The organism is Streptomyces sp. GQ60, assembly GCF_059758875.1.
Genome location: NZ_JCAXEG010000007.1, coordinates 198,485 through 214,203, shown reverse-complemented (window position 1 = coordinate 214,203; position 15,719 = coordinate 198,485). Strand labels below are relative to the sequence as shown.

Sequence of the window (15,719 nt, the reverse complement as noted above, 5' to 3'; positions counted from 1 at the left end):
GAGTGTCGTAGCGGCCGGATGACTCCGTCCGGGCATCGTGTTTCACGTGAAACGTCGCTCTCTGCTGCAGGGAATCATCAGCCGCGGTCGTGCGGCCACGTCCCCCCGTCTCCGCAAGGGCGAAGGGGGGACGGAGTTGTCCACATCGGTGGATTCATCCACAGGAGTACGGGCCCCGCTGGTTCGCGACCCCGGTGACATGGCAGGCTCTGTTCATCGCGAGCCTGATGCCGAGGAGAGTGACACCGTGCGGTCAGACGCCAACCTTGCGGGGCCGATGGCCGATCCGGTCCCCGGTCCCCGCTCCGAATTCCCGGGCGACGATGTTTCACGTGAAACATCGGCCCCGCCGCTAGTGGACAACGAAGACACGCCCATCGGCCGGGCCGCACAGATCGCGGTCGAGGCCCTGGGGCGTGCGGGTGAGGGGCTGCCCAGGCCCCCGAAGACCCGGATCATGGTGGTGGCCAACCAGAAGGGCGGCGTGGGCAAGACCACGTCGACCGTGAACCTGGCCGCATCCCTGGCCCTGCACGGAGCGCGGGTCCTGGTGGTCGACCTCGACCCGCAGGGCAACGCCTCGACGGCGCTGGGCATCGACCACCACGCGGACGTGCCGTCCATCTACGACGTGCTCGTGGACAGCCGACCGCTGATGGAGGTCGTCCAGCCGGTGGCCGACGTGGAGGGGCTCTTCTGCGCGCCGGCCACGATCGACCTGGCGGGTGCCGAGATCGAGCTGGTGTCCCTCGTGGCACGGGAGAGCCGTCTCCAGCGGGCCATCCAGGCGTACGAGCAGCCGCTCGATTACATCCTGATCGACTGCCCGCCCTCGCTGGGCCTGCTGACGGTGAACGCCCTGGTCGCGGGCGCGGAAGTGCTGATCCCGATCCAGTGCGAGTACTACGCGCTGGAGGGGCTCGGACAGTTGCTGCGCAACGTCGACCTGGTGCGGGCCCATCTGAACCCGACGCTGCACGTGTCCACCATCCTGCTGACGATGTACGACGGCAGGACCCGGCTGGCCTCGCAGGTGGCGGAGGAGGTGCGCACTCACTTCGGCAAGGAGGTGCTGCGCACGAGCATCCCGCGGTCGGTCCGCATCTCCGAGGCTCCGAGCTACGGGCAGACGGTGCTGACCTACGACCCGGGTTCCAGCGGTTCCCTCTCCTATCTGGAGGCGGCGCGGGAGATCGCGCTGCGCGGGGCCGGATTCCAGTACGAGCCCCATCACCCCCATCAGGGTGCGGGCCTGAACAACACGCAAAGCATGGCGGAGGGGATCCAGTGAGTGAGCGACGTAGGGGTCTGGGGCGGGGGCTCGGCGCGCTGATTCCCGCGGCTCCCCAGGAGAAGGTGCCGCCGGTGATCGGGGCCGGATCGATGTCTCCGTCGGCGGTGCCGCTGCTGCCCTCGGAGCGGGGCATCGCGGCGGCGAAGCTGGCTTCGCTGGCGCAGGCCGATGTTTCACGTGAAACATCGGCGGTGGCCGATTCCGTGAGGGAGCCCGAGCCGGCCGCGGCTCCGGAGGCCGGGCAGGTTGCGGGGGCCACGTTCGCGGAGCTCCCGATGGACTCCATCACGCCGAATCCGCGGCAGCCGCGCGAGGTGTTCGACGAGGACGCTCTGGCCGAGCTGGTGACCTCCATTCAGGAGGTGGGCCTGCTCCAGCCGGTGGTGGTGCGACAGTCCGGCCCCGGCCGCTATGAGCTGATCATGGGCGAGCGGCGCTGGCGGGCGTGCCGGGAGGCCGGACTGGTCCGTATCCCGGCGATCATCCGGGCCACGGACGACGAGAAGCTGCTGCTGGACGCGCTCCTGGAGAACCTGCATCGGGCGCAGCTGAACCCCTTGGAGGAGGCGGCCGCGTACGACCAACTGCTCCAGGACTTCAACTGCACGCACGACCAGCTTGCGGACCGGATCGGGCGTTCCCGTCCGCAGGTCTCGAACACGCTGCGGCTGCTGAAGCTCTCCCCGCCCGTGCAGCGGCGGGTGGCGGCGGGTGTGCTGTCGGCGGGGCATGCGCGGGCCCTGCTGTCGGTGGACAACTCCGAGGAGCAGGACCGGCTGGCGCACCGGATCGTGGCCGAGGGGCTCTCGGTGCGTGCGGTCGAGGAGATCGTGTCGCTGATGGGTTCGGAGTCGCCGAATGCGGTGAAGCCGAAGGGCCCGCGGGCGGGTGCCAGGGTCGCCCCGGCGCTCAGCGAGCTGGCGACGCGGTTGTCGGACCGGTTCGAGACGCGGGTGAAGGTGGATCTGGGCCAGAAGAAGGGCAAGATCACCGTCGAGTTCGCTTCGATGGAGGACCTCGAGCGGATTCTAGGGACCCTGGCGCCGGGCGAGGGCCGGGTGCTGGACCAGGGTGCTGCCGGGGAGTAACCCGCAGCTCGGGGGTGGGTCGTTCCGGTGTGAGCCGGTGCGGCCCGCCCTCTTTGCCTTGTTGCGGTTTCGGGTGATTCGGGCTGTGGATACGATGCGGTCATGGGTCGTCGGCTGGTACCGCTCACGCTGGACAACCTCCAAGACCTGCCCCGGCGTTGCCGGTCCTGCGTCTTCTGGGAGCTGGACCCCGTCAGCGGCGAGGCCGCCGTGAAGGCGGGGAACTCTGCCGGGGAGAAGGAGGCGTGGATCTCCGCCGTCCTCTTGGAGTGGGGTTCGTGCGGCCGCGTGGTCTACGTGGACGAGGTTCCCGTGGGGTTCGTTCTGTACGCGCCGCCGGCGTATGTGCCGCGTGCGACCGCGTTCCCGACCAGCCCGGTGTCCCCGGACGCCGTGCAGCTCATCACCTCGTGGATCATGCCGGGGTATCAGGGCCAGGGGCTGGGGCGGGTGATGGTCCAGACGGTGGCGAAGGACTTGCTGCACAGGGGGTTCCGGGCGATCGAGGCGTTCGGCGACGCCCGATGGGAAGGTCCGGCCTGTCTGCTGCCGGCGGATCATCTGCTGGCCGTGGGCTTCAAGACGGTACGCCCGCATCCGACGCGGCCACGGTTGCGGCTGGAGCTGCGGTCCACGCTGTCGTGGAAGGAAGACGTGGAGCTGGCGCTGGACCGGTTGCTGGGCGCGGCCCGGAAGGAACCGGCGCTGCGTCCGCTGTGAGACGGGAGCAGCCTGCTCTCGTAGGGGGCCGGCATGCGAACGGGGCCGCCCCTGGCAGGGGGCGGCCCCGTGGCACGCGATCGCGTCCGGCTTAGGACGCGGGAGCGTCAGGCCTTGATCGTGACGAAGGCGTCGAGGTCGCGCAGGATGGCGGCCTTCGGCTTGGCGCCGACGATGGTCTTCACGACCTCGCCGCCCTGGTAGACGTTCAGCGTCGGGATGGACATGACGCCGTACTTGGCCGCCGTCTCCGGGTTCTCGTCGATGTTGAGCTTGACGATCTCGATCTCGTCACCGTATTCGGAGGCGATGGCCTCGAGGGACGGAGCGATCTGGCGGCACGGACCGCACCAGGCGGCCCAGAAGTCCACCAGGACGGGCTTGTCGCTCTTGAGGACGTCGTCATCGAAGCTTGCGTCGGTGACGGTCTTGAGGGTGCCGGCCACAGCGGCCTCCTTCTTTTCCTGCGGGGGTGGGGTGTGGTGGTGCTGCTTGAGGGTGTCAGACCGCCGCGTGCGCCTTCTCGGCGTCCGCGAGGACGGCGAGGAAGCGCTCGGCGTCGAGGGCCGCGGAGCAACCCGTGCCCGCGGCGGTGATGGCCTGACGGTAGGTGTGGTCGACGACGTCGCCCGCGCCGAACACACCGGTGAGGCTGGTGCGGGTAGAGGGTGCGTCGACCTTGAGGTAGCCCTCCGCGTCGAGGTCGAGCTGGTCCTTGAACAGCTCGGTGCGCGGGTCGTGGCCGACGGCGATGAAGAGGCCGGTCACGGGCAGCTCGGAGGTCTCACCGGTCTTGGTGTTGCGCAGGGTGAGGCCGGCGAGCTTCTGCTCGCCGTGGATCTCCGCGACCTCGCTGTCCCAGGCGAACTTGATCTTCGGGTCGGCGAAGGCGCGGTCCTGCATGGCCTTGGAGGCGCGCAGGGAGTCACGACGGTGGACGATCGTGACGGACTTGGCGAACCGGGAGAGGAAGGTGGCTTCCTCGATCGCGGTGTCACCACCGCCGACCACGGCGATGTCGTGGTCCTTGAAGAAGAAGCCGTCGCAGGTCGCGCACCAGGAGACGCCGCGGCCGGAGAGGGCGTCCTCGTTGGGCAGGCCGAGCTTGCGGTGCTGGGAACCGGTGGTGACGATCACGGCCTTGGCGCGGTGCACGGTGCCGGCGGTGTCGGTGACGGTCTTGATCTCGCCGGTGAGGTCCACGGCCACGACGTCGTCCGGAATCAGCTCGGCGCCGAAGCGCTCGGCCTGGCCACGCATGTTGTCCATGAGGTCCGGCCCCATGATGCCGTCCTGGAAGCCGGGGAAGTTCTCGACCTCGGTGGTGTTCATCAGCGCGCCACCGGCGGTGACGGCGCCTTCGAAGACCAGGGGCTTGAGCGAAGCGCGTGCGGTGTACAGGGCGGCGGTGTAACCGGCCGGCCCGGAGCCGATGATGATCACGTTTCGTACGTCGCTCACGGGTTGATTCCTCGTCTCTGCGGACTGCCTGCTGCCTACCGGGGGGCCGGTGTGGACTCTCACCCCACCCAACGGATCCTACGGCGCCTGCATTCCCGAGTTTTCCCCCCGGGCTTTTCGGCCGCTCAGCTCCTCGGGTAGGTACGGGTGAGCAAGGGCTTTCCGGGGTCCGCCGAGGGGTCGGTGACGCAGGTGGAGCCGACGAGATAGGCGTCCACCACGGAGGGGTCGCCGGGGTGGGGCAGGACGACGAGGAAGACGTCCTTGCCCTCGTAGGTGCCTGGCTCGAAGCCCAGGGGGGTCTCGGTGCGGCCGGTGGCTTCTTGTACGCAGGCGGGTGCCCGGGGTGCCTCGCCATCGGGCGGGGCGAGGTTCGGCTCGGACGGGGAGCTGTTCTCCGTTCCGAACGTCTTGTTCCCCTCCCCCGCCGTCTTGTCTCCCGGACCTCCGGATGCGAGGAGTTCGCGCACCGTGCCCGGGAGCCCCTGGGCGGTGTACTCCGGCGTGCCGGACCTGGACTGGGAGGCGGAGGCGTCGCTCCGCGCGGACACGTCCGTCGCGGGGCGGTCGCCGGACATCACGCCGGCCACCAGGATGCCGGCGGCGCACGCCGCGAGCAGGCCGCCCGCGAGAGCGATCCGGCGGCGTGCGCGGTGCCTGCCGGGGCCCGTTGGGCCGGCCGGGTGACCGGAGGGCCGCCGGGCGCCGGATTCACCGAGCGGTCCGGGCGCTGTTTCACGTGAAACATCGATTGCTGTGCCCGCGTCGGCCTCCTGGGCCGGGTGGCTGGGGCCGGGCTCCTCGTGCCGGATGGTGGCGTCGAGGAGTGCTTCGGCGGCGAGGGCCGCGTCGATCCGGCCGGAGATGTCCACGGGCATCCGGGCGGGTCCGGGCAGGGTGCCGAGCAGGGCCCGGATCTCCTCCAGGGAGGCGCGGACGTCCGCGCACAGGGGGCAGTCGCCGAGATGGCTGCGGACCTCCGCCGTGCGGGACGGGGAGAGGAGGCCTTCCGCCAGCTCGGAGATCTCCGAGACGTCGGGGTGCCCGATCGTGCCGGTCGCGCCGGTTGTGGGGTTCACGCTCGTCCACCTCCGCCCTTCACTGCGTTGGGATCCGGGGCCGGGTCCCCGCGGTCTGCCGCTGGTGGGACGGTTGTCCCCGGTGTCCGGTTCCTTCCCCGCTCGGAGTCGGTGTTATCCCCGGTATGTGTGCGCAGATGAGTGAGGAGCGGGACGAGTTTCGCCCGGCCGCGGGCGCAGCGGCTCTTCACGGTGCCGACGGGGACGTCGAGGATGTGGGCGGCCTCGGCGACGGGGTAGCCCTGCATGTCGACGAGGACCAGAGCAGCCCGCTGATCGGCCGGGAGGGTGCTCAGGGCCGCGAGGAGCTGCCGGTGGAGGTCCTGGCGCTCCGCGGGTGCCTCGGCCGACTCGTGGGGCTCCAGGAGCCGCTCCAGGCGGTCCGTGTCATCGAGGGGGGACGTCCTGCGGGAGGCGGCCTTGCGGGCCCGGTCCAGGCAGGCGTTCACGGTGATGCGGTGCAGCCAGGTCGTGACGGCGGATTCGCCGCGGAAGGTGTGCGCGGCCCGGTAGGCGGAGACGAGGGCGTCCTGCACGGCGTCGGCGGCTTCCTCCCGGTCGCCGAGGGTGCGCAGGGCCACGGCCCACAGCCGGTCGCGGTGCCGGCGTACGAGCTCACCGAAGGCGTCCGGGTCTCCGGCGGCGTGCAGGGACAGGAGTTCCTGGTCGCTGCGGCCGCCGGGTGCGGCTTCGTCCAACGCTGGCCCCCTCCCCTGCTGTCCGTCAGCCCGTGAACTTCACGTCCGTGATGGCTTGCTTGAACCCCGCTCCGCTGTACGTGTCGACGCCGGCTTGCGGCATCGCGGTGATCCAGACGACGACGTAGCGCGTGGTGACCGGTGCGTCGGTGGTCACCTTGAGCGTGCTGTCCGACGTGGTGCCGGCCGCGATCCTCTTCAAGGAGCCGAACGGAGTCGAGGCGGACAGGGAGTTGGCCGCGTACAGCGTGGCGGTCGTGTGCTTGCCGGCGTACTTCAGCGCTATCGAAGCGCCGTTGACCGCCTGCTCGGAGCCGAGATCGTAGACGATGCCGAGGCCGGCTTTGAAGTCCGTCTTCATCTCGGGGCCGTCGCGGTAGCTCTTGGTGCGCCAGTAGGTCCTGGCGTCCCCGTCGAACGTGTTCCCGACGTTGTCGGCGTCCTGGGGGTTGCCGTCGGGGTAGTACTCGTGGGCGGCCTTGATGGAGAGGAGTGTGGGCTCCTTCTCGTCCGGGGTGTCGTCGGCCTTCTCGTGCGTGGTCTGGCTGCCGCTGGTGCTGCCCTGGTTGTTCCGGTTGAGCAGGGCGTCGGCGAGCTGCCAGCTGCCCAGTCCGAGGGCTGCGATCAGCAGGGCCGCGACGCCCCACTTGAGGACGCGGCCGGTACGGCTCTGCAGGGGTGGCGGTGGCGGGGCGACGGTGAGGACCTGTGCGGTGGGCATGCCCGGGCCCTGGGCCCTGCCGTAGCTGCCCTGCTGGTACGTGGTGTGCTGGTACTCCGGAGGCGCTGTGAACGTGGGCTCCGGAGGCCGGATGCGGGGCATCGCGGCCACGGCCTTGGAGAGCTCTTCGGGGGTGGTGCAGGCGGGTTCCTGCCGCGAGGCGGTGGCCCCGTCGTTGGCGAGGGCGCGCATGGCCAGCTCGCCCAGACCCCGGTGCACGCCCGCGCGGACCTGGTCGGGGGCGACGAGGCCGACGCCCTTGGGCAGGCCGGTGAGACCGTAGGCGTCGTTCTCGTACGGCCACCGCTGGGTCAGCGCGGCGTACAGGAGGGCGCCGATGGCTTCGGTGTCCGAGCGCTGCGGGGTCTCGCTGGTGATGCCGCGCAGGGCGGCGTTCACGGCGAGGCCGCGGATGCGGTACTGGCCCGTGGAGGTGCGCAGTATCGCGCTGGGGGTCAGCCGCAGGTGCGCCAGGCCCTCGCGGTGCGCGGCGGCCATCGCCTGGGAGACCTGGCTGACGAGCTGGTAGGCCTCGTGCGGCTCCATGGGTCCCGCGGCGAGGACCGCGGTGAGTTCCGTGGCGTCGGGGAGCCACTCGTGGACGACGTAGACGAGGTCGTTCTCCTCCACGGCGTCGAGGACCTGGACGAACCGGGGGTCGCCGAGCAGGGCCGAGGAGCGGGCGGCGGCCAGGACGGCGCGGGCCCGTGCGTGGTCTGCGGGGAGCAGGTGCACGCCGACGGCACGGCGGAGCTTCTCGTCCATCGCACGCCAGCTGCTGAATCCGTCCAGACGGGTGACGCACTCTTCGAGCCGGTAGCGTCTGGCCAGCTTGTGGCCGCTGTGCAGCTCGGGCGCGGCAGCTGGTGCCGGGTTCCTGCGGTCGCCGTCCTTCTCGGGCATGGTTCCGTCCGCGGCTTGTCCGTTCTGGGTGTCCACCCCGTCGGCCGTGGCCTGGGCCGTCTCCGCGGCCAGCGGCTCGTCGCCGCCGTTGTCGGCCACGTCGACGGCAGCCGTGCTACGTTCCGCCACCGTCGTCCCCGCCTCCCCATCCGTTGCGCGCTGTCGGCCAGTCTGCGAAGCCATGCCAATTGTGCCCACAGTCCACCGATCTGCACGACACGCCAGGGACGGGGATGGTTGTGCGCATCAGCGTCCCAGGCGTCCGCGGACCATCCCGACCATGGCGTTGAGTTCTTCGATGCGCATCCGCTTGGCGGCGACGAGGAACACCGCCGCCAGGGCGATGCCGCCGGCCACCAGAGCGGTGAGGGAGCCGAGGGCTCCGTCGCCGATGAAGTGCAGGACGGCGTAGGCCACGGCGCCGGCCACGGCGGCCGCGGGGACGCAGGCGCCGATGAGCCGGGTGTAGGTGCGCATCACGTGCGCCCCGTCGAGGTCGCCGCCGAGGCGGGTGCGCAGTCGGCGCCAGGCGACACCGACGCCCACTGCGTAGCCGAGGCCGTAGGCGGCGGCCATGCCGACGACGGCCCAGCGGGCGGGGAGCACGAAGAAGGCGACGGTGGACATGCCCGCGTTGACGGCGGCCACGATGACCGTGTTGTAGAAGGGCGTCCGGGTGTCCTCGTAGGCGTAGAAGCCGCGCAGGACCACGTACTGCACGGAGTACGGGATCAGTCCGAGGCCGAAGGCCATCAGGATGAAACCGATGTTCTGGGCGCTTCCCGTGCCGGAACCGGCGTAGAGCAGGCCGGCCATCGGGACGCCGAGGGCGAGGAAGGCGAAGGCGCAGGGCACGATCGCGACGGCCGAGGTGCGCAGTCCGTAGGAGATGTCGTCACGGACGGCGGCGGCGTCGCCGTCGTGGGCGGACCGGGAGATGCGCGGCAGGACGGCGGTCATGACGGAGACGGTGATGATGGCCTGCGGCATCTGCCAGAGCAGCAGGGCGTAGTTGTAGCCGGTGATGCCGGTACCGCCGTGGCCCTGCTTGTCGGCCACCTCGCCGGCCCAGGTGGCGAGCTGCGTGACGACGATGAGGCCGAGCTGGTTGGCGAGGACGAAGAAGAACGTCCACTTGGCCAGGCCGGCGGCCTTGCCGAGGCCGTGGCCCTTCCAGTCGAACCGCAGGCGCGGCTTGAAGCCGGCGTCGCGCAGGTAGGGGAGCATCGCCAGGGACTGGACGACGAGGCCGAGCAGGGTGCCCAGGCCCAGGAGTCGGACTCCCTCGGGGGTGATGCCGGCCTCGGTGACGCCCGTGGTGGTGAATCCGCCGAAGGCCCAGATGAAGGCGCCGAAGGTGGCGATGACGACGACGTTGTTGAGGACCGGGGTCCACATCATGGCGCCGAACCGGCCGCGGGCGTTGAGGATCTGACCGAGGACCACGTGCACACCCATGAAGAACATGGTGGGCAGGCAGTAGTGGGCGAAAGCGACGGCGACGTCCAGCCGCTGCGGGTCGTCGGCGATCTTCTGCGACATCATGCCGATGAACAGCGGGGCCGCGAGGACGCAGACCACGGTGACGGCGCCCAGCAACACCATGACGAGGGTCAGCAGCCGGTTGGCGTATGCCTCTCCCCCGTCCTCGTCGTTCTTCATCGCGCGCACGAGCTGCGGGATGAAGACGGCGTTGAGGGCGCCGCCGCCGACCAGGACGTAGATCATCGTCGGCAGGGTGTTGGCGACCTGGTAGCTGTCGTTGAGGGTGGCGACGCCGATCGCCCCGGCGATCACCAGGGTCCGCAGGAAGCCGGTGATGCGGGAGACGATCGTGCCGGCGGCCATCAGGGCGCTGGACTTGAGCAGGCTGGAGGCGCGTCCGGCGGGCTTGCTCGGTGCCGGGGCGGCTACGGGCGCGTCCTCGGCGGGGGTGCGGGGCGCCGCGTCCTGGTCCCGGTAGAGGTGTGCGAAGGCGTCGGGACGGGGGTCCTGGTCGGCGGCCTTGGTCACGAGGGAGTCCACACCGACGAACTGCGTGGTCGTGGCGTGGTCGCCGTAGGGCAGGTGCCGGGACGGGCCGTCCGGCTCGGGCGGCGGCGTCTGGGCCCAGACCCGCGGGTCCGGGGCGTACGAGGGGGCTGGCGGGGCCGCGTAGAGCGGACCGGGCTCCTGGAAGGTGCCGGGTGGGGGCGGCGGGTGCGAGGCCCGGTCGTACAGGACCTCCGCCACCGGGTCCTGCGCGGAGAGGTCTTGCGCCCGGTACGGGTCGTAGGCGTAGGCGTCCTGGACATAAGGGTCGTGGTCCGGCGCGGGCGCGGGCGCGGGAACCTGTCCCGGCACCGGGGCACCGGGGGCAGTGCCCTGGGAGGGCGCGTGCCCGCCAGTGCCCTGCGCGCGGTCACCTTCGTACGGCGCGTTCATCGAAACCCCACCTCATCGTCCCCAGGCCGACCGGCCACGGCATCGCTCAACGGTCCACTGTCTCACCCGTGCCGGACGGGTCCGCGCTTTGCGGTCCGGTGTCCGGGGACTCGTCACTCTGCTGCGTGCTCTCCTCGGCGGCGGCGCGTGCCGCGACGCGCTTGCGGCTCGCGTACATCTTGATGCCGGCCAGTACGAGGAGGAGGACGCCGCCCGCGATGACGAGCATGACGGTCGGGGTCACTTCTGTGGCTTCCACGGTGAACTTGCGGGCCTTCCCGTAGGGCACGCCGTCGGTGGTGAACAGCTGGGCCGTCACCTCGACCGGACCGCTGGCGGTGGCGTTGGCGGCGAACTTGACGGTCTGGCTGTGCCCTCCTTGGACCGCGACTTCCTGCTGGGCCTCCCCGCTGTCGCCGAACATCAGCCGGGTCGGGTTGGCGGACCGCACCCGGAGGACCAGGTTGTGGGTGTCCTGGACGAGGCTGTTCTGGACGCTGACGGGGATGGTCGCGCTGTGTCCGGAGAGCGTCGCGTCGGACTTGGGGATGATCTTGACCTTCTCGGTGAGCCGGATCAGGTACCGCTGCACCTGGTCCCGGTAGTCCCACGCCGCGTCCGGGCGGCCGCGCCAGGAGGCGGACATCTCCCGGTTGGTGGTGTTGCCGAAGGGGATCTCGACGCGGTCGGGCGCGGTCAGGATCACCTTGAAGTGGTCGAGGGTGGTCTCGGTGGTACGGATCTTCTCGAAGGCGGAGACCGGGAGTTCCTGCTTGCTCAGGGCCTCGGGGTACTGGCCCGCTCCCGGGACCTGGGTGGCGGCGCGGGGATCGGGAGTCGCGGCGGCCGCCGCTTCCAGGTCCACGGGCTGGCTCCAGCGGCCCGGCTGCAGACCCCGGATGGCGGCGGCCATCGTCTGCGCCTGGCTGGCGCTGGGCATCCGCTGCGGTGCGACGACGAAGCTGCGCTGGTTGTCGGTCTTCTGCAGGTTCAGGGCGAGGGTCTGGGCGAGGAACTGCTGCACCGCGAGGGTGGAGTTCCCGGAGCGGAGCATGTCGCCCTGGAAGGCGGTGGAGAGATCGGCGTCGGCGACGACGGCCGTGGTGCCCGCGCCGACGGGCCGCGCGGCCGACGGGGTGTAGCCGAGCGCCCCGGTCTCCTGGAGGCTGTCGCTGCGGGTGAGGACGTTGTGGGCACCGGCCGACGTGGCGACGTTGACGATCGACGGATCGATCGCTCCGTCCACGGGCCAGGAGAAGTCGGTGGTCGCGGGGACGTGCAGGACCGTCTCGACGGCCTGCTTCGCCTTGTCGGTGGCCGGCCGAAGCTGTCCCAGGGCGCCGGACACGTCCTTGCCCCGGTGGGCGAGCGAGGCGATGTCCGGATCCGCGAAGGGCAGCGCGACCACCTTCTTGCCCTGGACGGCGGCTTCCAGCGAGTTCAGCCACTGCTCGGCGATGGCCTTGTTCTTGCCCGGGACGGTCTTGCCGTCGGGGGTGCGGACCCGGTAGCCCTTGGTCATGGCATCGACGGAGTAGAGCAGATCCGGGTCGATGACCCAGGTGATGGGGAGGTCCTTGCCGAGGGAGACCATCTGTTCGAGGCGGCCGCCCCCGGGCCTCAGCTCCTCGGCGAGGCTGTCGTCGAGGAAGACGGGGGTCTGCAGCTCGTCCGAGCCGGTTTCCGAGGTCAGGTGCGTGGTGGAGATCAACGGCCACACGTAGGCCAGCTGGGAGCGCTTGGCGGCGGCCTCCGGCTGCCAGGGCAGGAAGGTCCGCCGGATGCCGAGTACCTGCTCGTACTGGCGGCTCGCGGTCTCTCCGGACAGGGAGACGCCGAGCTGGTAGACGCCGTCCTCGTCAAGGTCCAGCTTGTTCACCGGGACCTTGAGCGTGAACGGCTGGCTGACCTTCGAGGGCAGTGAATCGATCTTCACGGCGAACTCGGCACCGACCTCCGCCGGGTCGGTACCCGCCCGGAATCCGCCGCGCGCCGCGGCCTCGGCGACGGAGCTGCGGTCCCCCAGCGCCGGTCCGACCCGCAGACCCACGTGCGCGTCGGTGATCTTCTCGCGACCGTTGTTGATCACGGTGCCCGAGATGGTGAGGGTGTCGCCCTTCACCGGGGCGCTCGGCGCGAAGCCGTCGAGCTGGATGTCGACGGTGGCGGCCGCCGAGTCGGCGGCCTGAGCGTCGGGGGCGTGCGAATAGACCAGGCCGGCGAGTACCGGCGTCCCGGCGAGCAGGACGACCGCGCGCCTCAGCCAGCGCCGCCGGGCAGGGGCGAGGGGTGCCCCCTGGATGTCTGCCGCCTCGGCCAACGCGCTCGCCCGTCCCTCGAAGTGTCAGTGGTCGTCGTTTGTGCGTCCACGCATGGTAACGAGGCCCGCTGTGCGCGAGTGCCGCGCCTTGCTCCACATGATCGGGTCCGCCCCGAGGCGGCCGTGGGCCGGGGTGGCCGCAAAACACGGGAGCTCCCGGCGGGCCGGGCACGTACCCTTTTCTGTTGTGCCGAACGCCAACGAAGACAACCCCAGTGTCCTGAATCACGGGCAGGCTCGCGCAGTGAGTGAACTGCTGCGGATCGCCCCTGTCGCCGACGAGCTCGGCCGCCGTTTCCAGGAGGCGGGTTTCCGCCTCGCCCTGGTCGGCGGGTCCGTCCGCGACGCGCTGCTCGGGCGCCTCGGCAACGACCTCGACTTCACCACCGACGCCCGTCCCGAGGACGTGCTCAAGATCGTCAGGCCGTGGGCCGACTCGGTCTGGGACGTCGGCATCGCCTTCGGAACGGTCGGTGCGCAGAAGGGCGCCCGCGTCGGAGACGCTGACCGAAGCTTCCAGATCGAGGTGACCACGTACCGCTCGGAGTCCTACGACCGGACCTCGCGCAAGCCCGAGGTCGCCTACGGCGACTCCATCGAGGAAGACCTCGTCCGCCGGGACTTCACGGTGAACGCGATGGCCGTCGCGCTCCCCGAGAAGGAGTTCGTGGACCCGTACGGTGGCCTGGAGGACCTCCGGGCGGGCGTGCTGCGGACCCCGGGCGCTGCCGAGGACTCCTTCTCCGACGACCCGCTCCGGATGCTGCGGGCGGCGCGGTTCGCGGCGCAGCTCGACTTCGAGGTCGCCCCGGACGTGGTGGCGGCGATGACGGAGATGTCCGGCCGCATCGAGATCGTCTCGGCCGAGCGGATCCAGGGCGAGCTGAACAAGCTCCTGCTCTCCGCGCACCCGCGCAAGGGACTGGGCCTCCTCGTGGACACGGGGCTGGCCGAGCACGTGCTGCCCGAGCTGCCGGCGCTGCGTCTGGAGAGCGATGAGCACCACCGGCACAAGGACGTCTACGACCACTCGCTGATCGTGCTGGAGCAGGCGATCGCACTGGAGCAGGACGGCCCGGACCTGGTGCTGCGGCTCGCGGCCCTGCTGCACGACATCGGCAAGCCCCGGACCCGCCGGTTCGAGAGCGACGGACGGGTCTCCTTCCACCACCACGAGATGGTGGGCGCGAAGATGACCAAGAAGCGCATGACCGCGCTCAAGTACTCCAACGACATGGTCAAGGACGTGTCCCGGCTGGTGGAGCTGCACCTGCGCTTCCACGGCTACGGGGACGGGGAGTGGACCGACTCGGCCGTGCGGCGCTATGTCCGTGACGCCGGTCCGCTGCTGGACCGCCTGCACAAGCTGACCCGTTCCGACTGCACCACGCGCAACAAGCGCAAGGCGAACGCGCTCTCCCGCACCTACGACGGGCTGGAGGAGCGCATCGCCCAGTTGCAGGAGAGGGAGGAGCTGGACGCGATCCGGCCCGACCTCGACGGCAACGAGATCATGCGGGTGCTCGACGTGAGCCCCGGTCCGGTGATCGGCAAGGCCTACGCGTTCCTGCTGGAAGTGCGGCTCGAGAACGGTCCCATGGAGCACGACGCGGCGGTCGCCGCCCTGAAGGAGTGGTGGGCCGCACAGGCCTGAGGGACTGAGCGGGACGATGTTTCACGTGAAACATCGGGGCGGAGAGCCGGTCGTACGACGGTCAGGGCGATGTTTCACGTGAAACATCGCCCTGACGCATGAGGAGTGCCGCGGTCCCCGCGTAGAGCATCGCCACCCCGAGGATCAAGGGGACGGAGTGCCCGTCGAGGGGGAGCACGAGAGCGGCCACTCCGGCGGCGCCGACGAAGGCGGCGTTGAAGAGCACGTCGTAGACGGAGAAGACGCGGCCGCGGAACGCGTCGTCCACCTGGGACTGCACGACGGTGTCGGTGGAGATCTTCGCGCCCTGGGTGGCCAAGCCCAGCACGAAGGCGGCGGCCAGCATCGGTCCGGGCGCGAAGAAGAGGCCGAGCGCCGGCACGAGCACCGCGGCGCCCGCGGCGCAGAGGGTGATGGAGCCGAGGGCGCCCAGCCGGCCCACCAGCCAGGGAGTGATGACGGCGGCCGCGAAGAACCCGGCCCCGGAGACGCCGACCGTGACGCCCAGCAGGGTCAGCCCGTCGGCCTCGTTGTCCGACCAGGCGTAGCGGCAGAGCATGAGCAGGGTGACGAACAGGGCCCCGTAGCAGAACCGCATGACGGTCATGGCGGTGAGCGCCCGGGCGGCCTCGCGCCGGGAGGCCAGGTGCCGCAGGCCTTCGGCCAGGCCCCGCACGGTGAGGGCGACCCCCTGGCCGACCGTCGGGTTGATCCGGCCGGGAGGGTGGTCGGGCCCGAGGAGGTCCAGCGCCAGGCGCAGCGAGACCAGGGCCGCGCACAGGTAGAGGCCGGCTCCGAGGAGCACGACCAGGGCGTCGGAGTCGTCGGCCAGTACGCGGACGAGGAAGGCCAGGCCCCCGCCGGCGACGGCGGCGAGCGTTCCCGCCGTGGGTGAGAGGGCGTTGGCGGTGGCCAGTTGGCCGGGCGCGACGACCCGTGGAAGGGCGGCGGCGAGCCCGGCCAGGACGAAGCGGTTGACCGCGGTCACGGACAGGGCCGAGACGTAGAAGACCCAGTCGGGGACGTGCGCGACGATCAGCATGCCGGTGACGCAGGCGAGGAGGGCCCGCAGCAGGTTGCCGTAGAGGAACACCTGGCGGCGGCGCCAGCGGTCCAGCAGGACGCCCGCGAAGGGGCCGATCACCGAATAGGGCAGCAGGAGTACCGCCATGGCCGAAGCGATGGCAGCGGGAGAGGCCTGCTTCTCCGGGGAGAAGACGACGTAGGCGGCCAGTGCGACCTGGTAGACCCCGTCGGCGGCCTGGGAGAGCAGCCGTACGGCGAGCAGGTTGCGGAAGTCCCGTAGACGCAGGAGTACGCGCAGATCACGCACGACAGCCATGAGGGAAAGGGTCAC

Annotated in this window: 12 protein-coding genes; 4 read left to right on the top strand and 8 right to left on the bottom strand. The window is 70.7% G+C overall.

Annotated elements, in window-relative coordinates; all coding sequences use genetic code 11:
- Window positions 1-199: 199 nt before the first annotated feature.
- From AC6CKD_RS19750 to AC6CKD_RS19740, 3 genes are all read left to right on the top strand, one after another.
- Window positions 200-1,291: a ParA family protein gene (locus AC6CKD_RS19750; protein WP_478685186.1), complete on the top strand. Its 1,092-nt coding sequence runs from the start codon at window positions 200-202 to the stop codon at window positions 1,289-1,291.
- Window positions 1,288-2,382, top strand: a complete 1,095-nt coding sequence (locus tag AC6CKD_RS19745) for a ParB/RepB/Spo0J family partition protein (protein WP_498328757.1) — start codon at window positions 1,288-1,290, stop codon at window positions 2,380-2,382. The genes AC6CKD_RS19750 and AC6CKD_RS19745 overlap by 4 nt, the downstream gene beginning before the upstream one ends.
- Before the next feature lie 102 nt (window positions 2,383-2,484).
- Window positions 2,485-3,102: a GNAT family N-acetyltransferase gene (locus AC6CKD_RS19740; protein ID WP_498328756.1), complete on the top strand. Its 618-nt coding sequence runs from the start codon at window positions 2,485-2,487 to the stop codon at window positions 3,100-3,102.
- A gap of 107 nt (window positions 3,103-3,209) precedes the next feature.
- On the opposite strand, the gene trxA is transcribed toward AC6CKD_RS19740, so the two are convergent.
- The 7 genes from trxA to AC6CKD_RS19705 all read right to left on the bottom strand — a co-directional run bounded on the left by trxA (window position 3,210) and on the right by AC6CKD_RS19705 (window position 12,708).
- The gene (gene trxA, locus AC6CKD_RS19735; protein WP_243331126.1) at window positions 3,210-3,548 is read right to left on the bottom strand and encodes a thioredoxin; all 339 of its coding nucleotides are present in this window, start codon (window positions 3,546-3,548) and stop codon (window positions 3,210-3,212) included.
- A 55-nt stretch (window positions 3,549-3,603) separates the two neighbouring features.
- Window positions 3,604-4,563 carry a thioredoxin-disulfide reductase gene (gene trxB, locus AC6CKD_RS19730; protein ID WP_498328755.1) on the bottom strand — a complete coding sequence of 320 codons (960 nt, stop codon included), beginning with the start codon at window positions 4,561-4,563 and terminating at the stop codon, window positions 3,604-3,606.
- Between the two features lie 125 nt (window positions 4,564-4,688).
- Window positions 4,689-5,642, bottom strand: coding sequence for an anti-sigma factor family protein (locus AC6CKD_RS19725; protein WP_498328754.1), 954 nt, complete (start codon window positions 5,640-5,642; stop codon window positions 4,689-4,691).
- A complete protein-coding gene (sigM, locus tag AC6CKD_RS19720; protein ID WP_498328753.1) occupies window positions 5,639-6,340 on the bottom strand; it encodes an RNA polymerase sigma factor SigM in 702 nt (233 codons plus the stop codon). Before sigM ends, AC6CKD_RS19725 begins: the two co-directional genes overlap by 4 nt.
- 25 nt (window positions 6,341-6,365) lie before the next feature.
- The gene (locus AC6CKD_RS19715; RefSeq protein WP_498328752.1) at window positions 6,366-8,093 is read right to left on the bottom strand and encodes a protein kinase family protein; all 1,728 of its coding nucleotides are present in this window, start codon (window positions 8,091-8,093) and stop codon (window positions 6,366-6,368) included.
- A gap of 117 nt (window positions 8,094-8,210) precedes the next feature.
- Window positions 8,211-10,388: a murein biosynthesis integral membrane protein MurJ gene (murJ, locus tag AC6CKD_RS19710; RefSeq protein ID WP_498328751.1), complete on the bottom strand. Its 2,178-nt coding sequence runs from the start codon at window positions 10,386-10,388 to the stop codon at window positions 8,211-8,213.
- A 46-nt stretch (window positions 10,389-10,434) separates the two neighbouring features.
- Window positions 10,435-12,708, bottom strand: a complete 2,274-nt coding sequence (locus tag AC6CKD_RS19705) for a DUF6049 family protein (RefSeq protein ID WP_498328750.1) — start codon at window positions 12,706-12,708, stop codon at window positions 10,435-10,437.
- 187 nt (window positions 12,709-12,895) lie between these two features.
- Between AC6CKD_RS19705 and AC6CKD_RS19700 the strand changes: the two genes are divergently transcribed.
- Entirely contained in the window at window positions 12,896-14,362 is a 1,467-nt protein-coding gene (locus AC6CKD_RS19700; RefSeq protein ID WP_498328749.1) for a CCA tRNA nucleotidyltransferase, read from the top strand.
- Window positions 14,363-14,423: 61 nt separating this feature from the next.
- Here the strand turns inward: AC6CKD_RS19700 and AC6CKD_RS19695 are convergent, their stop codons facing one another.
- On the bottom strand, window positions 14,424-15,704 hold the full coding sequence (locus AC6CKD_RS19695; RefSeq protein ID WP_498328748.1) for an MFS transporter: 1,281 nt from the start codon (window positions 15,702-15,704) through the stop codon (window positions 14,424-14,426).
- Window positions 15,705-15,719: the final 15 nt, after the last annotated feature.